This is a genomic window from Alphaproteobacteria bacterium (assembly GCA_030680745.1).
GTDB lineage: Bacteria > Pseudomonadota > Alphaproteobacteria > JAUXUR01 > JAUXUR01 > JAUXUR01.
In genome coordinates this window covers 56,877-81,389 of the sequence record JAUXUR010000077.1, presented here as the reverse complement: position 1 = coordinate 81,389, position 24,513 = coordinate 56,877, and the positions used below count along the sequence as shown (strand labels likewise).

Genomic DNA, 24,513 nt, shown 5'->3' with positions numbered 1-24,513 from the left:
TTTCGTATGATGATATATTACTCATGTGTAAGATCCTTTCTGACCGTCAAGCCGAAATGGATCTTACACTATTACTGAATCTGAAGGCCAAGCCTTTATAGTCTCCCTAGTCAAACTAGGGGCTTACCTATCATTGAGTTAGAAAGTTCATTTAAAATATTCTTTTTTACCCATTTGAAAAGAAGTTGTTCGATTATTTTTTCAACATCTCTAAAATTATTCTTATTTTTTAATTCTTCTCTTAATTCTTGTTTATACATTTGATTTAACATATCATCTTTAAATAAATTGGGGATAAGTTCGGAAAGTTTTTGCGGTTTGATGCAGTTAATAGCATATTCATTTAAATATTCTTGTGTTGGCTTCGGAAAATTAATTTGCTGGCTTCTATTATTAATGGCTTCATTTCCATCTTCATTTTTAATGTCTTGTTGAAAAGAAGATAATTGATCATTATTCGCAAAAAGCACAAGAATTGGGATTAAAGGAAGCAAAAATTCATCAGCACCATTTTCAGTAAAATACTGCGTTGGTATGATGCTATGATTTCCATTAAAAACACGTTTAAACGAATTCATCATATCATTATTGCTCATGTAAATTTCGTCACAAAAAAGAAATAAACCATTTGCATTTTTAATATGTGTATCGCGATAAGCCTTTAAAAAAGAGCCAGATTGTTTTCCATTACCTTCTATATCTTTTTCATTTAAAAGTGTTGCACGTTGACAGTAAACAGTTTTTGGCAGATTCGTTTTAAACCAAGTTTCAAGATGTTTTGCGAAATTTGTTTTTCCAATACCTGGCATTCCCGTCAAATGTAGACATGTAACAGAAGGCGCTATTCCATAAAGCTGCGCAATATAATAGGCGATTCTGCCGCCTAATATATCCATTTCTTCCTCTGGAAAATGCTCATATTTTGAAAAATATGCATTTAACATAATGATTAAATTGTTAATAATCTCTTTAAAAGAAAGCTGTTCTTTTGGATGTTTTTTTTGCTGATAAACCCTCATCCTCAAGGCAAATTTAATAAATTTTAAATGTATATCTTGGGTTGAAAGATTTTGAGCAGCCAATTTAAATTGTGTTATCAAAGGACGCCATAAAGGTTTTGGAATGAAACATTGATTTTTAACAAATTCAATTTCATATTCATCTAAAATTTGGGAATGTGGTAAAAAATAATTAAAAAGCGAAGGCATTATTTCTTTAAAAAGAAAAATGCTATAAAACGATAAATACATAATATCAAAAGACCAATTTGAAGGCATGGCGGCAATAGTAATAGCGGTCATACCCGATATTAATAACAAAGAAACCCCATTCGTTAAGGCTGGATGTAATGCCGCACGATTTTTATATTTATTTAAACGATCCAAACATTCTTGTTGATATAATTCAAATTCGTTTTTTTCATTTTTTATCGTCTCAATAAGCGGATAGGGTTCCATTTGCATAGGATAATAAGGAAAATTTATCGGCATTAAAATACATTCTGAAGATTTTTCTATGTTGGTATCTTCGTCATATTTTTCTTCAAATACATTTTCATAACACCCACGTTTATTTAAGATTGTGGCATATTTTTGATGAATTTTTTCCAAAGCAAAAGCTTGTTCATAATCCACAATGATTGCCCTAGATGGGGTTAGCATTAAAAAATAGATTATTCCACCCAAAAATATTTTTTGAAAAAAGGAATTTATATGCATTTAATCACCCACGATAAAAAACTATATATTGTAGATAGCATAAATTTTTAAGACATAGCAATACTAAATATAGTGTTTTTAGATCGCGTGCTGTTTTTTATTTTTAAGCGCAATGGCAGCAATCACAATTAAACCTGTTACAAATTTATGATCAGAAGGTGGTAATCCCAATGAAATAGCAATGCCTCTGATTTGTTCATAAATAAGGGCGCCGATTAAAGGCGCTAATAATTGTTTTCGTATCGTATCAGTGCCAAGGATTGTTTCACCAATCATAAGCGCTGCCAAAGCATGAATCACAATGCCAACACCCATACCAATATCGGCGTAATGCTGCATTTGGACCATTAAAGCGCCACCAAATCCATTAAGAGCGTTACTGATAAATAGCCCTGTCAAAATATAAAATGTAAGTGATGCGCCAATTTTTTCGGCAAAAAAAGGATTTAAGCCCACCGCCCTAAATCTTAATCCTTTTTGTGTCATTAAAAATCGATATAAAATAAGAAAAATAAGGATATTGAGCGTAAGCAACACAACAATTTTAATGTAAATGAGTTCGCCTAAAAAACTAAATAATGTCATTTCATTAAACAAATGAATATTGGGCTTCCCCATAAAGCGTAAATTAAGACTATAGACCATTGTGCTTAAAATGATCCCAGCTAAAAGCGTATTTACTTTATATTTTATATGTAGATAGGCCGTACACAAACCAATAAGACCTCCTGCAAAACATGCAATAAAAGTCGCACTTATAGGATCAAGACCAATAGTCAATATGGCTGCACAAACGGCACCGCCCAAAGGATAAGCACCTTCAGATGTTAAATCAGCAAAATTAAGCAATCTGAAAGGGATCATGACGCCCATCGTAACAATGGCCAGAATTAAGGCTTGTAAAATGCCCGTCGGCACCAAATTAATAAATTGTGTAATAAAATCGTGCATCATCATTCAATTCCTTGTGCAGAATTGACTAAAAGTTCGTTTTCAAAGTGATAAAAAAGATTCAACAAATCTTTAATAGTTAAGGCTTTTTTTGCATCATCCTTAAGGTCAATCACAACTTTTCCTTTGTGGAGCATGATGATGCGATCGCCATATAGAACGGCATCACTCAGATTGTGTGTGACCATTAAAGTTGTCATATGATGCTTCTCAATAAGATTAGCTGTAAATTGCATTAATTTTTGCGATGTTTTGGGGTCAAGGGCTGAAGAATGTTCATCCAACAAAAGTAATTTGGGCGGCGCAAGAGTTGCCATAATGAGGGCGGCGAGTTGTCGTTGACCACCCGATAGGTTCGATAATTTTGTATGCATATATTTTTCAAGACCCAATTTATAGGATTTTAGTTCTTCTAAGAAAAATTTTTCGGCGCTTTTAAAATTTGAAAAAGTTGCTTTTTGTCCACGGAGCAAACTTAAAGACATGTTTTCCAGCAAGGTCATCTCGGCAATAGTACCTTTTGCAATATCTTGCGTGACGGAACTTAAGAATTGAGCCCTTTTATGAATTGATAATCCTGTAATATTTTTTTGATCAAAAATGATCTTACCTTTTTGAGGATTAAGTTCGCCCGAAATTGTTTTAAGCAAAGTTGATTTACCAGATCCATTGCTACCGATGATGACACAAAATGAACCATCTTGAAGCTCTAAATCAAGATGATTTAAAATAGGTTCAAAATGAAGCGGGTATTTATGTGTAATATTTTGTATTTTTAACACAATGTTTACTCCAAAATTGATATATTTTTTTCATCTTTGGGTAATGTAATGTTATATTTTTGTGCCTTCTTTTGGCTTATAAATCCATGATGGTCTTCAAGATTTGGATGAATCGGTTGAACATCTTTGATGTTTTTACCATCCATGATCGAAGCAGCAATTTTTGCAGCATTGGCACCAATTTGATAAAAAGAAACGCCAAAACTTGCAAGTACAAGATGTTTATGAACAGCATCTGAATCCGCATTAATGATCGGGATACCTAAACCATCAGCTGCGTGAACAATTGCTGGCAAAGTTGGTTGAATGGGACCGCTTGTGCCTACATAAATAAGATCGACCTTATCCTGAAATGATGCAATACCTAAAGGGACATCACGCGGATGATCAATAGCCTTCGATACAAGAATCATATTGTGTTTTTGTGTCTCATGCTCAAATGACTTTAGAAGCGCTAAATCGTTGGCTTCACCTGTTGCATAAAGCATTCCTATTCTTTTAGCATTAGGCAGGATGCTTTTGATAAAATTGATGAGCGCATTAAAGTCTTGTCGTTCAGAAGCACCCGTTACATTATTACTTGCTTCATGGTCGTTTTTAAGCAGACCTGCTTCAACAGGATCTGTAATGCTTGCAAAAACAATAGGTTTATCTTTGAACACATTTTGCGCTGATTGAGCGACAGGTGTTGTAATTGCTAACAATAATTTAGGATTTTTTGACTGTAATTTCGTCAGCATTTGAATGATTTGAGTAGGATCAAAATTAACATGATTGATATCAAATTGAATCTGTTCGTTTTCTTTATAGCCAAACTTTTCTAATGTTTCTTTAAAACCTTTGATGGTTTCTTCCAAAGATGAATGTGGACCATAATTAGCAATGGCTATTATGGGAAGTTGCTGGGTATTTTTTTGAAAAAAATAGGTGGAGAGAATAACAGCAATTAAGCTTAATAATAGAATGATCGTTCTTTTAGAAGTAAACATTTTAATCTCTTATTTTACGATGAACATATAGGTATAAAGGGGTAGAGCTGTCTAGAGACGCCAACGCCAGTCTTTATGTGTCCAAAGTAAAGAGATCATAAGTTTGTCCAATTTTTAGTCTACATAGAATCTTAGTATGGTTAAAAAAAGAATGCAACTTTTTTATTGCAATCTCTAGGGGTCATTGAAATATCAACAACGCCTAGAATTCTCCCAAAGGTCTATTCTTTTTTAGCATAAAAACAATTATTCCATACAATGGATTCATTAAAATTTTCTTTTAAATCGTCATAATTTATATAATCACTTTTATGCATATCGTAAAAATGATTATTCATTTCACTTTTTTCGCCAAGTTTTGTGCCACTTAAAAGAACTTCATGCAGTTGTATTAATTTTAAGAAAGATCGGGGTATGATACTTAGGTTGTTATTGTAGTTTAAATTTAATATTTTTAATTTAGAAAGATTGCCGATACTGTTAGGTATATATCTAAGATCATTACTATATAGATAAAGAGTATTTAATTCACTTAATTCACCTATTTCTTCTGGTAATATTTTAAGTCCATTACTAGAAAGATCAATTAGCTCTAAATTACATAATTGATTAATGTGGTTTGGAACAGTTTCTATCTTATTGTTATACATAAATAAATACTTTAAGGTTTTTGGTAAACAAGTATCATTTGGAAATACATCAAGATTATTAGAAGAAAGATTGATATGTTCCAATCGATCTAATTGGTTAAAGTTATCAGGAAGTTCTTTGATCATATTATCAGATAGATCAAGATACCTTAATTTACTAAGATTCACAAAATTATCAGGCAATGTTGTAATGTTGCGACCATTTAATCTTAATGTTTTGATCCAAGTGATAGAGTCACACAATGTTTCAAGATGATAGGCTATGAATTGTTTTTGATTACGTGATGCTAATTGTAGATTGCCCTCGATTATTTGTCTTTTAAGGTCATCTATCTCGCGATCGCTTAAATAAATTCCTGATTCTGCAACATTAAGTGGGAAGTCTTCATTATGGTCAATTCTTAAGTACGTATAATAGGCAATTTCAGACACATTAAGAGCTTTTCTTATAAAAACATCAGCTTTTTCTTTTTTTTCTTCATCAGATATAAATTCTTCGCTTTGGTCAGTTGTTTTTATATCCCTAACTGACGATGCAAAATTATTGCTTTGTAACGAATATAGATTTGAAAACATACCACCAGAAGTCCAAAAAAGACGAATGGGGCTGAATTGACTGTTAACGTTAAAAAATCTAAAATTTGGTTTTTTTGCTAAATTTGCCGGTGTATATAAAGATAAAAATTTGTATATTGAAGATAAGCCTGGATTTGCTTCTACTTGAAATGAAACTACGCTCAATATAATAAAAGTTATAGACAGAAGTTTTTTCATTGTATTTCCTCCAAATAATGACCCATTGATATTATCAGACAAAATAAATAAAATCTATATCATATTGAATTTGCATAAATAAAGAGATGATTACAAAAGAAGTGTATGTGTTAATATGAGTTAACAATAAAAGTTAGGTATCAAAGTAATCTATAATTTTTTAAGCCGGATTTAAAAAATGTAATATAGATTACTTTTTATATATAAGGAAATTTTAACGATGAATCGCAAAAGTTAACGGACTATATCTTATCTTTTATTTTGATTTATTAATTTACAAAATAGAAAAAAATAAAAATTTAAGGATTTGCATAGACAAAGCAAATTATGCTTTTTCTCTGCACACCCTTATTTTTCTACCCTTATTTCGAAATGATTAGGCATATGCCTAAATTATTCCGCAGGAATAATTGTTACAAAAGTACGACCTTCTGATTTGTGCAGAAATTTCACTTGACCTTGCGTTAACGCAAAGAGTGTATGGTCTTTACCAATACCAACATTTGTACCTGGATAATATTTGGTTCCACGTTGTCTAACAAGGATATTGCCAGCCAAAACAGCTTCACCGCCAAATTTTTTGACGCCTAGACGCCTTCCAGCACTATCACGTCCGTTACGCGAACTACCACCAGCTTTTTTCTGTGCCATATTCTATTCTCAACCTCTAAAAAGGATTAATGACCATTACCAATTGTCGTAATGCGCAAGACCGTTTCGTATTGACGATGGCCTTTTTTACGACGATAATTATGGCGACGTATCTTTTTGAAAACAATTACTTTTTTGCCTTTACGCTGAATCATAACTTCAGCTTCAACAAAAGCACCATTGATTGCGGGTTGACCAATTGATACTTGGTCACCATTTCCAACCATTAATACGTCGTCAAGACGCACCTTGGAGCCAACTTCTCCGTTTAAACGTTCAACAACGAGGAGATCATTTTCTTGAACTCTGTATTGTTTTCCACCAGTTTGAACAACTGCAAACATTTGTGATCACCTAAATATATAATTCTATCGTTTATTGTAAGCCCCATATAATAATATGCCAATAGGTTTTGTCAACCTTTAATTGCAAATTATTAACATTTGCATCTAAATTAATATTGCCAAGCCTCAACATTCCAAGAAAAAATTTACCTAATAAAAGTTTTTAAAAACTGTTTGATATAATATATTTTCTGACTTTTGTTTTAAGTAGGGAATAGAAAAAAAATTTATTGTAGACTATTTCAGTCTAGCTTACCTATAGCATCAAAGAAGGCCTTAAAAATTTTCAATTATTTTACATATTTTTAAAATTGAGCTCTTGCTATTTAATATTAAACTGATAAAGTTGGTAATATAAAAGCAATCAGTTTTGGAGGAACAAAACATGCGTATCATTTCACTTATTGCAATTTCTTTTGCATTTGTTAGCATTGCATCAGCAAAAGATGCTGACATCATGGTAAAATTGTCAGATGGTAAATTCACTGTTAGCAGTGCAAAATCTGATGGTAAAGATTTATCAAAAGAACAAATGACTGAACTTAACACATATTTTAATTCAGCATCTGAAGCTTTAAAAAAAGCTAAAACTGAAGGCACTGCAACTTTAGGCATTTTTAGTGGATTATTAGCATCATTTGGTCTTTAATTCTGAAGTTACGGGTAAAGGATGACTTTACCCGTATTTTTACGTATAATAATGATGTTTTTTATATTATAAAAAAACTAAGAACAGCTTACTTAACTTTATTAAAATAACATGCTATAAATATATCCGAACTCTTTCAAATTGTATCAAGTAGAAACACGTTAAGCCACCTACTTGAATTTTATTATACACGAGCATATCAATTTTTAAATCTGACGTTTACCATAACTTGAAACAGGAAAAGATAAAACTATGTTTTATAAATTATAAGCGCCCTAGCAACATATTTATGTAAATGCTGTTAACTTTAAATTATTACAAAAAATAACAATAAAATACCTTTTCAATTGAATTTGAAGATGATAGTCTTTTAATGAAATATAAATAATAATATCTTTTGGAGGAACTAAACATGCGTAAATTATCACTTATCCTTGCAACATTTGCATTTGCAAGTTTTGCAAACACTGCATCTGCTGGCAACCTTGAAGCTACATTCGTTTGGAATCCAGATTCGAAAACTGTCACCATAAAAGATGGTATCAATACAAAAGGTGATAAATTGAACGATGAACAAAAACAAGTTTTGGCTAAAATCTTACAAAACTCTGTAGAGTCTAATAAAGATGCTGCTGCAACTTTAGGACTTTCCACCATCATTTCAGGTTTGCTTGGCTTTATCTGATAGATTTGGGTGAAGCTTGCTTCACCCATTATTTTTGAGTCAAACGAATTGACTGTTAACAAAAAAATTTAATTTTTTAGATCAATTCATCCTTACTATAACACAACGTAAAAACATACAATGTCTTGAGAATGAGTAAACACATTGTATACATAAGCAAAAATGTGTACTCATATAAAATTAAAGGCTTCATTATGCCATTCAATGATATCCCAGTTTTTAAAGCACTTGCACAACGATTAACAACCTTGTCTTTTCGTCAGGGGCTTCTTGCGCGAAATCTTGCAAATATTCAGACGCCTCATCAAAAAGCAATCGATATTGATCCCAAAGCGCTTTCAGGGTCTTCTCAAGGCTTTAAACATATTATTGAATTAAAAAAAACAAACGCAAAACATATATCTTCACAAAATCAAACAAGCTCTAATGGTCTTAAGATAACAACCAGTAAAGATAAAGATCAGGTGACTATCCAAGGTAATAATATTGCGCTGGATGACCAATTACAAAAAGTTGAAGAAACACGTCTTGCACACCAAGTTGCAACGATGCTTTATCGTAAAAATCATGATTTAATTCGGACGGCCCTTCAAGTAAAAGGCTAGATGCTTTTGATATTTCAGAAAAAAGTCCACTCCATTTAATGCAGTATGTTGAAAAGTCTATAAAAACTTGTCATTACTTTTAAGTCCGGCCCTTTTAGGTGGTGGGAAACTCGCAATGACGCAATTTTTTGTAACATTTTCTGGTTATTTCACTGTATTTCAAAACAACTCTAGTAATTCACTCCTCTTTCACGCTTCCTTTTTTCAATACTTTCTAATTGAGCTTGAAATATATCAGTTATTTTTTGATCTATTGCATCACGTATTCCACAAAGGGTGTCATCAAAATTATCATCACTGCAATATTGATTCTGAATATCATTAAGAGTTTTCCTTGCTTGTCCTAAATTCAACAAACTATGCTTTCCTGCCAACATAGATTCAATCTCATCAAATTTACTCATAACACTATCAGTATCATCGGATGATGTATCTTCAGCATAAGAATTAGCATTTATAAGAAGCAACATACTTAAAGTGAGAATAATTTTTTTCATTTGACGTCTCCTGTTTTATCTATTATCTATTATCTATTATCTATTAATATAAATTAAAAAAACGTTAATAATATTCAAAAAAATAAAATATTTGCTTTTTTCAAAAAATGTAATTACAATGTAATTATAAAGGGAGTTTATAATGAAAGCACATATTATACAAATTGGCCATTCCAAAGGCATAAGAATCCCTAAAACACTCATCGAACAATGTGGTTTTGGTGATACCATTAATATTGAAGTTCAAAATCATTCCATTATCCTTACGCCGTATAAAAAAAGAGAAAATTGGGCAAAAGCCTTTGAATCTATGGCTCAAAAAAAAGATGATGATCTTTTAGATATTGACACTATTCAGACCTCTTTTGACAAGGGTGAATGGGAATGGAGCTAAATCGATTTGACGTTCTGCTCATCAATCTCGACCCAACATTAGGCTCAGAAATAAAAAAAACACGTCCTTGCGTTGTCATATCCCCCAATGAAATGAATCATTACTTAAATACAATCATTGTAGCACCGATGACAAGTACCATTAAACATTACCCAACACGCATTGATTTAGAGTTTGACCACAAAAAAGGAAGTATTGTCCTCGATCAAATAAGAACAATAGATCGTGTGCGTGTGGTTAAAAAACTGGGACAATTAGACAAAAAAATTCAAACAAAAGTAATTAATGTCTTACTAGAAATGTTTGACGAATAAGCATTAACCTCTTCTTAATATTCTCCATGTTAAACTAAGACGTGATCGCTAAGCATGGAGAAGAAAATGTACAGATTCATAGTTTATACCCAAATAACTTTATTGTTATTATTAATCTTCTTAAATACCTACATTAGAAGTATTGCTACATGGCAAACGCACCCTATGTACATTATATTTCTAGGTGTTTTTTGGATTGTTTTTATTGTATTTCAATTTTACATCTTTAAAATAAGCAAAACAGAACCCTTTAAAGAAGCGCAAAAAAAATATCTAATAAAACGCGTTCAAAAAGGAATGCTCCATTATATAGTTTTATACGGAACATTAGGTACAATTCTATTTCCATTAGTACTAGTTCTAGTAAGTTACATCGAAAATCCTATTTTCAATTTTTCCTATCATTACCTTTGGCCTGGACTTTTGGGATATCCTTTTGCATATTTAATGTGGATAGTTGAAAAAAAGAATTACGATAAACTAAAATAAAAAATTAATGATTTTAAGGAGAAAGAAATGTATAGACTGTCACAATATATCTTTATAACACTTTTTCTTTTAATGGCGTTCTTAACCCCTTACATCATTCGAATTTATAATTCGCATACTGCTATGACTTTAAACGTCATAATGTTAATTGTCCTTATCTTAGCTGGATTTTATGTATATAAAATGAGCAAAACAAAAGAGGGTAAAGAAACATCCAAAAATGATCTAATAAAAAGAGTTCAAAAAGGAATGCTCTATTATCTTGTTGTATATGGAACATCTTTTGCAATCTCCTATCCATTGGCAGGGATCCTTTTTAGGTATATCAATAATCCTGCTATCGATTTTCCTTATCATCTATTGTGGGCAGGATTAATAGGATATCCATTAGCCTATTTAATGTGGATAGTTGATAAAAAACGCTACGAAAAAATGAAATAATTTTCCAGTAGGTTATGGAGAAAAAAATGAAATACAGAAATTACCTTCCAATAATTTTATTTTTTTCATTAATATTTCTAACAAAATATGCAGACCGTGTTGCAGATATGGATTTAGCAGAAAGCTGGAAAACACATCCCTTTCTTTTAAGTTTTACAATTGCACTTTGGATTTTCTACTTTGCTTATGCTTTGTATATGATTAAACTCAACAGAATAGAATCACGCAAGGAGTCCTATAAAGAAGAACAAAAAAAATACTTAAAGAAAAATATTGAAATAGGTGTTTTTTTGTATATTGCAAAATACGGAACAATAGCCACAATATTATCTCCATCAGTGATTATAATTATGAAATACATCGGGAATCCTTCTATAGATTTCCCCTATCATCTATTTTGGATTGGAATATTAGGATATCCATTAGCTTATTTAGCGTGGATAGTCGAAAAGAAGCGCTTTGAAAAACTAAAATAAATCTTTTATTTTATTACAAAGGAGAAAAAAAATGATCCAAAAAAAAATAACTATCCCAGCAATTTTAGTACTTTTTGTTTTCCTTTTATCTAGATACATAAATCGTATTGCAGAAAACAATACAACCATCATCATATTAAGTTATGTATTCTTAGCCTGTTCTTTTTTTGCATTTTTTGCATACCTATGGAAGCTTGAAAAAATGGAATCCACAAAAGAAGAACGTAAAAAATATCTAGAACAAACAATCGAAAAAGGAAGTGGTTATTTTGTATTAAAAGCTGGCACCTCCTTTAGTGTTTTATATATACTCTTCATAATTGCCTTAAAATACATTGAAAACCCCAACATTAGTTTTCCATATAACAACTTATGGGATATATGGATTGGTTATGTGTGGGCAATTCTTATGTGGATAACAGTAAAAAGAAGTTACGAAAAAATGAAGTAAATACACTTAAAACACCAAGCCTATTTGCCTAGAATTCTTTTAATATAATTTTCATCATAACGAAAGCCAAGAATCGCTGCCTCTGAATAAAGAGTCCCTACATAATCATCATGAAGAAAAACGGATAGGTTTTGCCTTTTATCGACTATCATCTGATCAGCTCTTCCACTTGCTCGATGCAATCAAGGCAATACCAAGAGCACCCAAAACTACTAAAACTTTACCGATCTGGGCTGTATGTTTCCCTTTTTCAAGATCCACAATAAATCTTCGTCCCGTCGACGTCATGCCAGCTAAATCTTCTTGCGTTAATTGCTGAGCTTTACGTGCTTCATAGACCAACCGACCAAGATCTTCAGGTTTTAATATAATATTGTTCACAAAGCCATCCCAATTTGTTCCCGTACGGTATCATTATAACCCAAAAAGAACAATAATCAATAAAAAGTTACCGATCGGGAACTTTTGTAGCTTTATGGGGAATAAAATCTGAAAATATTCCCGATCGGGAACAAAAAAAATAGCTAACGGTTAAAAAAATGCAATAAAAAAAACTAAAAATAATTAAGCCAAATCGCCGCGCACATTATAAACATTCTTCGGCGCCCATTTTTCAATGAATTCCTTTAAATCCTTGTCCGGCTGATCAGGCAAAACAACTTTCAACTCAACAATTTGGTCACCAAAAATATTATTAGCAACTTCAATGCCTTTATTTTTCAAACGCAATTTACTGCCTGTATTTGACCCTGCAGGAATTTTTAAATTAACATTACCTGAAATTGTTGGAATCGTAACGACTGCCCCCAAAATGGCTTCCTGAAGTGTTATAGGTAGATTAAGATGAATATCATTCCCAAGACGTGAAAAATATGGATCATCTTCAACCACGATTTCAACTAAAGCATCACCGCTTACACCACCCAAAGCGCTTGCATCACCCTGACCTTTAAGTCTTAAAATCTGTCCGTTTTTTGTGCCTGGCTGTATCGTTATATTTAGAGCACGGCCATTAGGCATTGAAACACGCTTTTTAGCCCCTTTAATAGATTCTAAAAATGGCAGCTTCAACGTATATTGAATATCATCGCCTTTTTGCGGTGCCTGTTTTCTTTTATTGCTCCAACCAAACAAGTCAGAGAAGAAATTAGAACTATCGAAATTATTATCAAAAGAAAAACTATCAGAACCACGCGATCCACCTTGGGAAGATCCTGTGCGTTGGGATGCAAAGGGATCAAAACCCGAATGCCCCCGAAAACCAGGATGTACATCATGGCCTTCAGCATCGATTTGACCTGCATCAAATTTTTTACGTTTTATGGGATCAGACAATATTTCATAAGCCGCATTAACTTCTTTAAAGCGTTTTTCAACATCTGGCTTATTCGGATTTAAATCGGGATGGTTTTCTTTCGCAAGCTTACGAAAAGTCTTTTTAATCTCGTCTTGAGAGGCAGACGTAGAAAGTCCTAATGTTTTATAGGGATCTTTCATGTCTGCTCCTCAATCAATAGAAATTAGCTTTGAATCTGCCAGCTTCCGTCGGGCTGACGACAAGCAGTACCATAAGCACTTTGCGTACGTCCACCAACATTTACATTATGTTGATATTCACGGCAATAACGGTTACCATTCTGATAAGTACGAACTGGAACGATTGTACCAGAATGACCATTATCAGGATTTGTCCAGTTAACAGGTGAATTTGTTTTTGCTGTTTCAAGCGCATTTTGTGTCGAACGTTCTGCAAGCATTCTATCAGTTTGATCCATAGATGCACCGATCGAACTACCAAGAAGTCCACCAAGAAGCGTACCTGCGATGGTTGTCGCAATTTTACCCTTGCCTTTACCCATTGTTGACCCAAGAACACCACCGCCGATACCACCAGCAATACCGCCAATTCCTTGTTTTGGCCCAATATCACAAGCACTTAAAAAGATGGTTGCTGATAAAAGAGTAATAATTGACTTTTTCATTCTATTTTCTTCCGTTATAAGGTTTAAACTATGCAATAAGCTTTAATAGTCTATTCTAATAAGAATAACAATAGAAATTGCGTAACAGATCAAACTTTATGAGATTTACCCAAAATTAGATCCTGAAAAAAATGAGAACCATTACTGAATTGGAAAATCCCAACGCATAACAAACCATAATCTCAGACGCGCTTTTATTGCATTTAGTTGCATATTAACTCAAGAAGAGGACTTTCACAACTCGTTTTATTAATGTATGGTTATCTTAAATAATAAGCATGGGAGCACAATTATGAGCATAAAACACATTCTAATCCCAATCGAAGGTCAAGATGCAGACAATTATGTTCTTGAAACTGCGTATAAAATGGGCCAAAAATTCAATGCTCATTTAGAAGTACTTGAAGTTATGCTCGATGGACGAGACGCAATCCCTTTTATTGGACAAGGACTTTCAGCCCCTGTTGTTGAACAAATTCTTCATTCTTTAGAAGCCGAAAGCAAAGATCAACGGAACAAAGCCCTTCAAAATTTTAATACCTGGCGCAAGCAGCACCCAGAATTGCTTTTCCTTGAGCATAAGGAAATACCACAAAATGGCAAAACAACACTCTCTTGGACTGAAATAATCGGTAGAAATGCAGAAATTGTTCCTGAAAAAGCCCGCGTTTCTGATATGGTTGTGCTCGCACGCACAAGCGCTAATGACGATGATTTAAGCGCTGCAATGGCAGAATCCACTTTAATGGAAGGTGGTTGTCCCGTTCTTTTTGCAGTCGAAAATATGCCCAAAGATATTGGTAGCAACATAACTTTATTTTGGAATGGCAGTCTTGAATGTGCGCGCGCTGTTCATTTCGCCCTCCCCTTCCTTAAGAAAGCCAGTAAAGTTACAGTACTCACAACATCTAAAGTTGATACAATGGGTGAAAGTGGTGCGGCCTTAAAAAATTATCTTGCCTACCACAATATCAATGTCGATCTTATCGATTTAGAGTGCGATACAAGTGATATTGGTGCGTCCATCCTTAAAAATTCATATGATTTAAAAGCAGATCTTTTCATCTTAGGTGCTTATTGTCATAGCAAATTACGTGAATGGGTTTTAGGCAGCATTACGCGTTATGTACTCAAAGAAGCGACCATTCCCTGCTTATTGATTCATTAAACCTATTTGAAACGCGCTACTGTGGTCGATTGAGTCGTTTCGCATAATGAGTTTCAAAAGAGACCTATTAAATAAAAATGATTTACCCTGTTGAGAAAGTTTAAACTTTTAGGTATAGTGCTTTTGGGCCCTTAGTTCAGCGGTTAGAACCCACCGCTCATAACGGTGTTGTCGCAGGTTCGAGTCCTGCAGGGCCCACCATCCCAACTCATTAAGTCGATTCCCCTTTAACTAATTCATTATAAACACAATTCTCCTAATGGTTTATTGACAGCTCATTTCACCTGTTTTATAACTTATCCTTCAAAATGAATAAGTTATTGGATTTCAGCATGTCTATCTATAAAAAATCAAACCTTTTAAGTTTTCATACCCTAATATTATTTATTATTATAATGATAATTTCGGATAGCGCGCATGCACGGGTAGCAATTTTTACTGCACCTATTCCTTTTGAAAACTCTACAAAAGGCGCTCAAATTTACCTTGATCTTGATCAATTAGAGAAAAAATTTAAAAAAGAAATAAAGAAAGCAGGAGAAAATAAAGAACTCTTAACAAAAAAAATCATTAAAGATTTATTCATCGATTCTGTTAATAAAAAAGCTATAAAAATTAAAATTGTTGATCTTCACCAAGAAATATTTATCGAAGAAGAAAAACCTATTATAGAGGAACATGAGAACCGTATAGATCCAATAGTAGAACAAACAATAAAAAATCGTATATTATATCTAACCCCTGAAAAGCTAAAAGCACAACATAAAAAACTAAAAAAAATGGAACCAAGTCAAGAAAAATTGATTTTAGACCCACGAAATGTTAATGCAAATCTACTTCAATCTAAAGAACTTCGACATGTTACACCTGATCCACGTCCAAAGCCCGCTCATAATGTTTGGCCACAACTTATTGAAGACACCATACAAAATTTCAAGAAAGCGCCACAAATCATCAAACCTGATTATGAACAGTTTCCTGATGAATCCGAAATTGGCCTCAATTATTTTGGTATCGCACCCCTTTCACTTAAAGAAGTTGATGCTGAAGACCACAAAGAACAGATTGAGGATGAACATAATAATGAAGGCCTCACTGAAGACGAAAATCCATTTGCCTTGTATCCAGAACAAGATTTATTAGATCAAGAAGATGAAGAATCCAAATCAGAACAACCTATTATGCTTGCAGAAAGTTTGATTAAAGATGACAAACAACCTATTGAAATAGCACCTTCATTAAAACCAGTTCAAAACAACAATTGGATTAATGGCATCAGACCATCCGCTAGATCACGCCTCTTTATCAAGAGAAAAGACACCCCAAAACCATCAATGAATGAATTAAACCAACAAGAATTGCATACGATACAAATCCCACAAGAACCTTCATCTGCGGCACTTCTTTCACCATTAACTCAAACACCTGCCTTGTTGCCAGATATTCATGAATCTGGTAATAAAATTATAAATAACAGCAAATCGTTACATTCACCTTCAATTAACACACCGAAAGAAACGTCAACACCTCCCTTTATCCCTAAGAAATCTAAGAAAAAAATTAAACCCATTGTTTCTGATCAAGCTTCTCCGTCAATACTACAAAGCAACACAGATATAAAACGAACTTTAGAAAACGATACACCAAAACCTGTACATGGAAATCAACACATTGAAAATCCGAATGAAGCGTCAACACCTCCCTTTATCCCTAAGAAATCTAAGAAAAAAATTAGTCGGATTATTCCTGATCAAGCTTCTCCGTCAATCCTACAAAGCAACAGTGATATAATACGAATTTTAGAAAACGATACACCAAAACCTGTACATGGAAATCAACACATTGAAAATACGAAAGAAACGTCAACACCTCCCTTTATCCCTAAGAAAGCTAAGAAAAAAATTAGTCGGATTATTCCTGATCAAACTCCTCCATCAACCCCTCAAAGCAACAGAGATATAAAACGAATTTTAGAAAGCGACACACCAAAACCAGTACCTGGAAATCAAAACATTGAAAATATACCTATTGATTTCAATATACCTTTCGTTACAAGCCCTAAAAAAGGAACACCTCTCAAACCTTCAACCCCTTATGACGACCTCTTATCTCCTATTTACAATGAACAAGCTCAATTCACACCTCAACCCCAAAGCGTTCAAGTGTTTCATGTTCGACCTTTAGAATCACAAAAAGATCAATTAGATAGAGTTTTAAAAGAAAGAGACAATAATTCATTAGCACGCGTAAAAAAAACAAAAGCACAAAAAGAAAGACGCAAAGCACTTCCATATGATCAACCTTCCCCGTTTTTTGCTGATCCTATTGATGAAAACAGCATCAACCCCATTACTCAACATAATCAAAAAGAAGATCACATTACCTTACCCAATGACTTAGCAATGCCTAAGCCTCAAGAAACAGACGATACAGTCGCAGATAACAATGAACGTAGACACTTACCTATAATTAAACCATTAAATATAACTCAAGAACCAATAACACCTCCGTTTAACTCAAAAAAACCTAAAAGTAGAATTAAACCTATTGTTTTAGATCAGATCTCTCCTATAACGACTAATAAAATAATACAACCTGAATCTGATCCAATATTGCCAACAATATCTGAGCTTGTATTAAATCCAGTAGTAGATGAGACGCCGCCTATATTTGATGTCGTATTACCTACAGATAATCAGGTATTGCCAACAATATCTGAGCCTGTATTGCCTGTATCTGAGCCTGTATTGCCAACAACACATTATCCTACATTACCTCCAGAAATAAATCCAACATTACCTGCAGATAATCCGATATTCCCGACAATTTCTGATCCAGTATTGCCGACAATACCTAATCCTGTATTACCTCCAGTATTGCCAACAATCAACGTAATATCACCTGTACCTTCTGATGCAGCTAGTTACCTACCACCTCATAATGAAGATGAAAAAGAAATAGTTACTATTGTCCCCCCCACTCAAGAACAACCAAAAAACAAAAACAAACCTATTGTTATCGATCAAATCTCCCCTATAACAATTACACCAAGTCCCAGAGTGATTTATTATCCTTCTTGGTCCAAAAAATTATTTCAAGACCTAGAAGAAGAATTAAACGAAAAGGATGATTTAGAGGAAGAAGATGATTTAGATGATGCTGATCCTATTGATAATAATTCCGAATCATATAAAAAAATAAATATATTGGGTAATGATGTACCTAAACCTACGCCATCTTTTATACCACCACCGCCTCCCGCACCATCACTTCAAGATCTTACCAAACCCAGATTAATGCCACAAAAAGATTCAGAAATACAACAAGACAGGACAATAAAAAAACAAGTGGCAAAACCAACGCCAAATGCATTTGATAATCACTTACATTCTTCTTTGGCACTCAGAAGAGCACAAGTAGTTGATTCACCTGAAAGCTCACCTGAAACCAAGGCGCCAAAGTTTAAAAAACCGATTGGCAAAGAAATCAAACCAATTGAATTTAAACCTGAACCAAAAAAATCTGCTGCATTGCAAAAAATTTCAAAAGATTTAAACGATACTTCTTTGAAAATAGTTGCAATATGCGATAAATTTAGAGCAAGAATTAAATCCACTGAGCAAATTGAAGAATCACTTATCGCGCAAGTGATTATATTTAAAAATCAATCAGTTTCAGGATTTTCACAAAAAACTAGTACTGTTGGTGAAGTTCGAAGATTATATAAAGATTATGAAGCCCTTAAAAATAAGCATGTTGAATTAAAAGGAAACGAACAAAAACAAATCCAAAAAGAAGCAGCCGAAGCTGAAAAACGCGTGGCGATTGAAGCCGAAAAAGCTGCAGCTAGAGCTGAAAAAGAGGCTAAAAAAAGACGCAAAGCAGCTCAACCTGATGTATTAGACCGTGCAAAAATAGCTGCTGTGAAGTTCACTGACCTTATTAAAGGTTTCGTTTTCAAAAAGAAAGATGAAATTGTACGTGAAGATATTGAAATGGATGACTTTAAACCTTCACAATCTATTCCAAATATTCCTATTGCTAAAGATCCCAATCCACCCGCTGGCGGCTCTTCCGAAACTATAATGGATAGCTTGGCACAAAAGATAAACATGTTTAAAATCGCACCTAGAAATGTTGAGAATTCAGGTTCTGAGTCTGACAACGCTTCTGATTCAGATGATGATTGGGATGATTAAAGGGCACTATTAAGCTTAGACACAAACATTTCTTTCCCTGGACGCGTTACAAACCCAATAGGCCCGAGCAATGATCCAGGGAAAGAAAAAAATTTCTACCTCCCCAGGGGGAAGGATTCAAATTTTGAACATCCCACCCCCTACGTCCCGCGACTTGATCGCGGGATCCATAAAACTTGTTGAAAAATAACGACATATATTTGTCATTTTACTGTTTTATCATGGACCCCGCGATCAAGTCGCGGGGCGTAGCAGGAGGGGGGAGCAGGGGAAAGAAATTTTTAATTCAAAACCAACTTAATTGAGTAAATCGATATTTCTTAAAATTCTAACATTTTTATTAATTTTGGTTGTCACTTTTAAATGACTTAACGTAATATCAGATTTAACTTTACGTTTAAAACGAGCATTCACATCATTAAAAAAAGTTTTAAGATACCCAAATTCAGCAGGCGTAAAAGCTGTTGTTTTTGCACACGCACCAGGATGTTTTTTGTTCTTAATTACCAAATTATGACCCTCTTGAATAATGTGATATGCTCTATTTGAATATTTAAAAACATTAGCAATTGTTATATGTGGCACGAAGGGATATCGTCTTAATGCATATTTTCCAAAATATGGATCTTGTTTTGAGTTCAAAGCATAACTACCCCAATCTAAACCCAAATTAGCATCATGATTTGTGCGCACCACTAAATTCGCATAATAAATTTCAGACAAATTATCAATTTGACCAAGATTATCTTCTTTAAGCGTTAAACATGTCTTACGACCATCATCACCTTTATAATAAACAAAAAGTAAAAGTTCAGCTGCCTTCCCTTGATATCCTAAGGGTGACATATTTATTTTTTTTGATTTAAAACCTTCTGCAAATCCTTTTATCTTCATAAAATCATCGTCATTAAACATGTCAGCTTTTTGTTTGCCCTTAAAATGCTCCAAAGTAATGTGATAATTTGCTGGACTTATACGCTCTACAAAATAAAATGAACTTGTTTTATCAGCAGAATCTGGCACAGGAAAGGCTTTTGCTGCGGGTTGTTTTGTAGGAACGCCTTTAGAAACATTTGTAGCATCATTTGCAGATAAAGGCATATTGACACAAAAATTACTGTAATCTGCATGGACGATTGAACCAGTCAACACTACAAAAAGCATAAGAATCGTTTTTAACTTAAACATAATTCACCTAATTAATAAATTTATAATAATATAGTATAAATAATTTTGTCAATTACGTCAATAAAATTGTCTTTTAAACAAAAGATCATGTTACAAAATTTGAAAAAGCAATAGGTCAATTAGAAAATTTTATTTAATTTCCAAAGATTTATAAGATTTGATTTATTTGTTTGCTTTGTCTTTAATTTGAGATACTCAATTGTTTTTTCAATTGTACGATGTGAAACGCCTAAATTTTGTGCAATTGATTTTGCTGAATAGCCTTCTGAAAACAAAGCAAGACAATCTTTTTCGCGTGGTGTAATAAATTGACGCGTTCCATCAATATAAAATGGAATTTTTTGAGCATTAAATTTTGGATCATCTTTATTTGAGAACATATCATTGTAAGACAAATTCATAGGAATTGAAAATGAAGATCTATTGTCGCGTGTATTCTCATCACTAAGAATAATGCGACTTTGAGATTCAAAATGCCAAATAAATTCTTCCAATATATTCATTTTGTTTAAATAAAAATTATAAATTAAAGATGAGTTTAAATCTCCAGAAAAACAAAATACACGCAAAAATCCATTGTCTTTTTTATAAATGCTTAACCCATGCCAAATATTGTGCTTCTTCAAACACGACATAACATGATCATCACCTTCAAGAGGCCAATAATATGAATGAAACTTAGGTGTGTTAAATGCGATAGAAACTTCTTTCTCAAATGCCGCGCCATTGGATTCAAATCCTAAAAACACTTCTGACCACGCAACATCAGTGCACATATGAAAAAATTCTTTTTCGTTGTAAAACTCCATATATGCAAAAGAAGTAATAGGCGTATTTTTAAATAAAGGCGCACAAATAGCATTAAGCCAGGCATTCTTTTGTTGATCAAATTCTAACAATTTCTTTTTTTGCATATTATTTTTAATCATTGAATACCCTAATATGGATTAATAATAAATATAATTTACTATAAATACTAAAAAAAGTAAATAAAAATAGACATTTTTTATACAGCAATATCTAAATATTTATGTTGTTCTAGACTTAAAATAGAAAAGCATAACAATTAATGTATTTTTTATTTTTTCCCATGCCATTATCTTAAACATTTTTTAACTTTTGTTGATTAAACTATAAGTATGATTTTTTAATCAGGAGCAAGAAAATGAGAAAAAAAGTTGGATTGTTATTTACAATGTCGATGTTTTTGATTCCAACAGTTTTTGCAGGAAGCTACACAATGATCAACAACGCAGATACTGACGTGCAAATACATATGACCTTTTGCGGTAATGCAGATCCATGTATAGTGAAAATTCCGGCTGGTGGACACAAAACAGCAACTACGCCCTTTGGTTATATTAAAGGGTTTGCATTTACCATCAAACCGGCTGACGAAACCTTTAAAGGAAAAGAATGCTCCATGAGCAAAGATAAGGACGATATAGTCCTAAGGGTGAGAAGCTCTAAATTATCGCTTTCAGGCAAAACACTAACCTGTGACATTGAATGATACTTATAGACGAGCCAGATAAGATTGCAATGCCCTGTGAGACTCAAAGCGCAAAATAGGAAATTTGAAATCAATTGAATAGGTGGGTTTGACGGACCTTAATAAGCACAAAACAAGAGTTGAAATGATGTATTTTCACAGGGATTACGCTATAGAATTTTATAAATAAAAATATACATTTTTTATCTAAAAAATTTACCCACCAAACATTCCTTCATTTTTTCTTCAGCAATCTCAAAACGATATTTTTCACGAACAAAATCTTGCGCATTACGACCCATTTTTTGCCTTAACATTCCATCATTTAACAACATATCCAAATGAACCGCATATTCTTGGTTGTCATGCACTACAAAACCTGTTTCGTTTGGCTGCATAAAATAACGCCCACCACTTCGTTGATCCATCACGACTGGCAATCCCATGGATTGAGCCTCTAAATACACCATGCCCATCGCTTCCCTTAAGCCTGGCCATGCAAAAATATCAGAAGCTGCATAATAAATCGGCATATCTTTCGGTTCAATTACGCCAAAAAAATAGGCTTGCTTCATAGCACTAAAACAATATCTTATAACTGATTCTTTTTCGCCAGCACCGATAATAAGTAATTCATAATTCTGATTGTTTAATAAATCTAAAGATTCTTTTAAATAAATATATGAATCATATTTTTTATGTTCACGCATTTGCGCGACCACTAAAATCCAAGACTTGTTTACGTCCAACGAGTGCTTGTCAGCTATAAATTGTCGGCTAACCCGCTTATCGATTTGTTGAAAAAATTGGGACTGCATCATTAAAGGAAAAAGAATATTTTTCTCTCCATATCCTTTCTGATCGATTATTTCCTTATCTTTAGGATTTAAACTTAAAATCACATCAGCTTTTTGAAGCGCTTTTTCAACAAAAGGATAAAAAATTCTCCAATCCCCGCAACGCTCAGCAGGATTTAAAGATGCTTCGATCAACATATAAGGAATATTAAATTTTTCGGCTATTACAGATCCTAAAAGATCAGGTGCTTTGTGATAATGATGATATGTCACCCACAATATTGGCTTTTCAAATTTCAACAAACCCTCAATACGCTCAATCTCATGGCAAGCAGCATCTATAATAATCGACTGAACACTTGCAAGGCCTTTTGACTCACGAGACGAAAATGTACTTGGCGTTAAAACCTTATAGCCTAATCCTTCAAAAAGCTTAACAAAAGATGCTGCAATAATTTTATCGCCAGAAACATGATCATTATGTTTATTGCTAAGCGGCGCGTAAAAAAGAATTGTGCTTGAACAATGCGTCAAGTTTTTCAACCCCTTTTTTCAAGTCAAATTCTGTTTTTAATTTTTTTTGCGCTTTTGTTGCAAGCTCATGTCTTAATGCAGGATTCATCACCAAATGTTCAATCGAAAACATCAATGCTTGCGGATCGTCAGACGGCACCATTAACCCATTTTTTTCATGCGTGATAAGTTCCGCAATACCACCAACGAATGTGCTGATAACTGAAACGCCATGGCTCATGGCCTCCATCAACACGTTAGGAATCCCATCACGATCCCCTGATTCAGTCACTTTTGCCGGCAATATAAAAATATCGCCATTATCATATAGATTTTTGACTTCATATGCAGAAAGAGGTCCTAAAAAATCAACATGCTCAGCAATACCCAATTCTTGTGCTAAAGACTTTAATCGGCGTTTTTCTTCACCACCGCCGCCTAAAGATAAGTGCCAATGGATACGTTTAGGAAGCATCGACAATGCTTTCAATAACACATCAAAACCCTTTTTAGGAACCAGCCTGCCCAATGTAATCAATCGAATTTTTTGATCAGCACTCGATCCATCATGACCATTGAGCACAGGCGGCTTTATAGGAAATCTTTTAAAATCCAACCCATGATGCACAAGTTGAATTTTTTCTGGATTATCCGTTAGATTACGCAAATATTCTGCGGCTTCATGATGACAAGATGCAACCCAGGTCGCCGCTTTTATTTTACGTTCCAAATCCCAAGTTTCTGATTCCCAAATATCTTTTGCATGCGCTGAAATTGTAAGCGTTTTGCCAGACAGCAAATGTGCATAATAGGCAACACTTGTGGGCGCATGAATAAAATGGCCATGAATATGATCAACGTCTTTAGGACATTCATTCAAAAAAACAAGCGCTTGAAAAAATCTTTTCAACGGCTTCATCGATTTCTGACGTTTCATATCCTGCCAAATTAATGGCAATAAATTTGGATAATTTAATTTTTTTTGATAAAAACGAATTGCTTGTATAAGTCTAATCGGTTCTAAAACTGGATGCTCAAGAAGATACGTGATAGGCGCTTCAACCCAGCTATGAAAATGATGTTTTTTACGATCCTTGGGCTGCTTTAATGCAAAAAGATGAATCTGATACCCTTTTTGTTCGAGCGCATAAATTTCTTGTGCGATAAAAGTTTCGGAAAGACGTGGATATCCTTTTAATATATAAGCAATATTTATTTTTTTCACCTTATCTCCCTCCACTTTTTTACTTGCGTATTATTTATTATATTTAAAATGAATTATCCTACGCTTAAATTCATCGTTAGATGTGCATA

At 33.4% G+C, this 24,513-nt stretch carries 28 protein-coding genes and 1 tRNA gene; 13 read left to right on the top strand and 16 right to left on the bottom strand.

Annotated elements, in window-relative coordinates:
• Positions 1-110: 110 nt before the first annotated feature.
• The 7 genes from Q8L85_09595 to rplU form a co-directional block, all read right to left on the bottom strand.
• Positions 111-1,718, bottom strand: coding sequence for a hypothetical protein (locus Q8L85_09595; protein ID MDP1724938.1), 1,608 nt, complete (start codon positions 1,716-1,718; stop codon positions 111-113).
• Between the two features lie 78 nt (positions 1,719-1,796).
• Positions 1,797-2,672, bottom strand: coding sequence for an ABC transporter permease (locus Q8L85_09590; GenBank protein ID MDP1724937.1), 876 nt, complete (start codon positions 2,670-2,672; stop codon positions 1,797-1,799).
• The gene (locus tag Q8L85_09585; GenBank protein ID MDP1724936.1) at positions 2,672-3,451 is read right to left on the bottom strand and encodes an ATP-binding cassette domain-containing protein; all 780 of its coding nucleotides are present in this window, start codon (positions 3,449-3,451) and stop codon (positions 2,672-2,674) included. Before Q8L85_09585 ends, Q8L85_09590 begins: the two co-directional genes overlap by 1 nt.
• Before the next feature lie 5 nt (positions 3,452-3,456).
• Positions 3,457-4,440: an ABC transporter substrate-binding protein gene (locus Q8L85_09580; GenBank protein ID MDP1724935.1), complete on the bottom strand. Its 984-nt coding sequence runs from the start codon at positions 4,438-4,440 to the stop codon at positions 3,457-3,459.
• A gap of 221 nt (positions 4,441-4,661) precedes the next feature.
• The gene (locus Q8L85_09575) at positions 4,662-5,864 is read right to left on the bottom strand and encodes a leucine-rich repeat domain-containing protein (GenBank protein ID MDP1724934.1); all 1,203 of its coding nucleotides are present in this window, start codon (positions 5,862-5,864) and stop codon (positions 4,662-4,664) included.
• Positions 5,865-6,257: 393 nt separating this feature from the next.
• The gene (gene rpmA / locus Q8L85_09570) at positions 6,258-6,515 is read right to left on the bottom strand and encodes a 50S ribosomal protein L27 (protein ID MDP1724933.1); all 258 of its coding nucleotides are present in this window, start codon (positions 6,513-6,515) and stop codon (positions 6,258-6,260) included.
• Between the two features lie 26 nt (positions 6,516-6,541).
• Positions 6,542-6,859 (bottom strand): 50S ribosomal protein L21, encoded by a 318-nt coding sequence (gene rplU, locus Q8L85_09565; protein ID MDP1724932.1) that lies wholly within the window; start codon positions 6,857-6,859, stop codon positions 6,542-6,544.
• 385 nt (positions 6,860-7,244) lie between these two features.
• Here rplU and Q8L85_09560 point away from each other — a divergent pair, with 385 nt between their 5' ends.
• The 3 genes from Q8L85_09560 (at position 7,245) to Q8L85_09550 (ending at position 8,798) form a co-directional block, all read left to right on the top strand.
• Entirely contained in the window at positions 7,245-7,508 is a 264-nt protein-coding gene (locus tag Q8L85_09560) for a hypothetical protein (protein ID MDP1724931.1), read from the top strand.
• Positions 7,509-7,920: 412 nt separating this feature from the next.
• Positions 7,921-8,193: a hypothetical protein gene (locus Q8L85_09555; protein MDP1724930.1), complete on the top strand. Its 273-nt coding sequence runs from the start codon at positions 7,921-7,923 to the stop codon at positions 8,191-8,193.
• A 194-nt stretch (positions 8,194-8,387) separates the two neighbouring features.
• Complete coding sequence (locus Q8L85_09550) at positions 8,388-8,798, top strand: hypothetical protein (GenBank protein MDP1724929.1); 411 nt, start codon at positions 8,388-8,390, stop codon at positions 8,796-8,798.
• A gap of 170 nt (positions 8,799-8,968) precedes the next feature.
• Here the strand turns inward: Q8L85_09550 and Q8L85_09545 are convergent, their stop codons facing one another.
• Positions 8,969-9,295, bottom strand: coding sequence for a hypothetical protein (locus Q8L85_09545; GenBank protein ID MDP1724928.1), 327 nt, complete (start codon positions 9,293-9,295; stop codon positions 8,969-8,971).
• Between the two features lie 142 nt (positions 9,296-9,437).
• On the opposite strand from Q8L85_09545, the gene Q8L85_09540 reads away from it, so the two are divergent.
• The 6 genes from Q8L85_09540 (at position 9,438) to Q8L85_09515 (ending at position 11,860) form a co-directional block, all read left to right on the top strand.
• Positions 9,438-9,689: an AbrB/MazE/SpoVT family DNA-binding domain-containing protein gene (locus Q8L85_09540; GenBank protein ID MDP1724927.1), complete on the top strand. Its 252-nt coding sequence runs from the start codon at positions 9,438-9,440 to the stop codon at positions 9,687-9,689.
• Positions 9,674-10,003 (top strand): type II toxin-antitoxin system PemK/MazF family toxin, encoded by a 330-nt coding sequence (locus Q8L85_09535; GenBank protein ID MDP1724926.1) that lies wholly within the window; start codon positions 9,674-9,676, stop codon positions 10,001-10,003. Before Q8L85_09540 ends, Q8L85_09535 begins: the two co-directional genes overlap by 16 nt.
• Before the next feature lie 66 nt (positions 10,004-10,069).
• Positions 10,070-10,492 carry a hypothetical protein gene (locus tag Q8L85_09530; protein MDP1724925.1) on the top strand — a complete coding sequence of 141 codons (423 nt, stop codon included), beginning with the start codon at positions 10,070-10,072 and terminating at the stop codon, positions 10,490-10,492.
• Between the two features lie 27 nt (positions 10,493-10,519).
• Complete coding sequence (locus Q8L85_09525; GenBank protein MDP1724924.1) at positions 10,520-10,933, top strand: hypothetical protein; 414 nt, start codon at positions 10,520-10,522, stop codon at positions 10,931-10,933.
• A 26-nt stretch (positions 10,934-10,959) separates the two neighbouring features.
• Positions 10,960-11,409, top strand: a complete 450-nt coding sequence (locus tag Q8L85_09520; protein MDP1724923.1) for a hypothetical protein — start codon at positions 10,960-10,962, stop codon at positions 11,407-11,409.
• A gap of 31 nt (positions 11,410-11,440) precedes the next feature.
• Entirely contained in the window at positions 11,441-11,860 is a 420-nt protein-coding gene (locus tag Q8L85_09515; protein ID MDP1724922.1) for a hypothetical protein, read from the top strand.
• Between the two features lie 20 nt (positions 11,861-11,880).
• Here the strand turns inward: Q8L85_09515 and Q8L85_09510 are convergent, their stop codons facing one another.
• From Q8L85_09510 to Q8L85_09495, 4 genes are all read right to left on the bottom strand, one after another.
• Complete coding sequence (locus Q8L85_09510) at positions 11,881-12,012, bottom strand: hypothetical protein (protein ID MDP1724921.1); 132 nt, start codon at positions 12,010-12,012, stop codon at positions 11,881-11,883.
• A gap of 4 nt (positions 12,013-12,016) precedes the next feature.
• Positions 12,017-12,241: a helix-turn-helix domain-containing protein gene (locus tag Q8L85_09505; protein MDP1724920.1), complete on the bottom strand. Its 225-nt coding sequence runs from the start codon at positions 12,239-12,241 to the stop codon at positions 12,017-12,019.
• 183 nt (positions 12,242-12,424) lie between these two features.
• Positions 12,425-13,357, bottom strand: a complete 933-nt coding sequence (locus Q8L85_09500) for a DnaJ C-terminal domain-containing protein (GenBank protein MDP1724919.1) — start codon at positions 13,355-13,357, stop codon at positions 12,425-12,427.
• A 23-nt stretch (positions 13,358-13,380) separates the two neighbouring features.
• Positions 13,381-13,842, bottom strand: coding sequence for an RT0821/Lpp0805 family surface protein (locus tag Q8L85_09495; protein ID MDP1724918.1), 462 nt, complete (start codon positions 13,840-13,842; stop codon positions 13,381-13,383).
• Positions 13,843-14,134: 292 nt separating this feature from the next.
• Between Q8L85_09495 and Q8L85_09490 the strand changes: the two genes are divergently transcribed.
• The 3 genes from Q8L85_09490 (at position 14,135) to Q8L85_09480 (ending at position 19,209) form a co-directional block, all read left to right on the top strand.
• Positions 14,135-15,010 carry a universal stress protein gene (locus tag Q8L85_09490; protein ID MDP1724917.1) on the top strand — a complete coding sequence of 292 codons (876 nt, stop codon included), beginning with the start codon at positions 14,135-14,137 and terminating at the stop codon, positions 15,008-15,010.
• A gap of 125 nt (positions 15,011-15,135) precedes the next feature.
• A tRNA-Ile gene (locus Q8L85_09485) sits at positions 15,136-15,211 on the top strand.
• Between the two features lie 131 nt (positions 15,212-15,342).
• Entirely contained in the window at positions 15,343-19,209 is a 3,867-nt protein-coding gene (locus tag Q8L85_09480; GenBank protein ID MDP1724916.1) for a hypothetical protein, read from the top strand.
• A 297-nt stretch (positions 19,210-19,506) separates the two neighbouring features.
• Here the strand turns inward: Q8L85_09480 and Q8L85_09475 are convergent, their stop codons facing one another.
• Both Q8L85_09475 and Q8L85_09470 read right to left on the bottom strand, forming a co-directional pair.
• Positions 19,507-20,397, bottom strand: coding sequence for a hypothetical protein (locus Q8L85_09475; GenBank protein ID MDP1724915.1), 891 nt, complete (start codon positions 20,395-20,397; stop codon positions 19,507-19,509).
• A 119-nt stretch (positions 20,398-20,516) separates the two neighbouring features.
• Complete coding sequence (locus Q8L85_09470; GenBank protein MDP1724914.1) at positions 20,517-21,326, bottom strand: helix-turn-helix transcriptional regulator; 810 nt, start codon at positions 21,324-21,326, stop codon at positions 20,517-20,519.
• A gap of 236 nt (positions 21,327-21,562) precedes the next feature.
• On the opposite strand from Q8L85_09470, the gene Q8L85_09465 reads away from it, so the two are divergent.
• A complete protein-coding gene (locus tag Q8L85_09465; protein MDP1724913.1) occupies positions 21,563-21,910 on the top strand; it encodes a hypothetical protein in 348 nt (115 codons plus the stop codon).
• A 182-nt stretch (positions 21,911-22,092) separates the two neighbouring features.
• Here the strand turns inward: Q8L85_09465 and Q8L85_09460 are convergent, their stop codons facing one another.
• Positions 22,093-23,220, bottom strand: coding sequence for a glycosyltransferase family 4 protein (locus tag Q8L85_09460; GenBank protein ID MDP1724912.1), 1,128 nt, complete (start codon positions 23,218-23,220; stop codon positions 22,093-22,095).
• Complete coding sequence (locus tag Q8L85_09455; protein MDP1724911.1) at positions 23,177-24,424, bottom strand: glycosyltransferase family 4 protein; 1,248 nt, start codon at positions 24,422-24,424, stop codon at positions 23,177-23,179. Before Q8L85_09455 ends, Q8L85_09460 begins: the two co-directional genes overlap by 44 nt.
• Positions 24,425-24,513 lie beyond the last annotated feature (89 nt).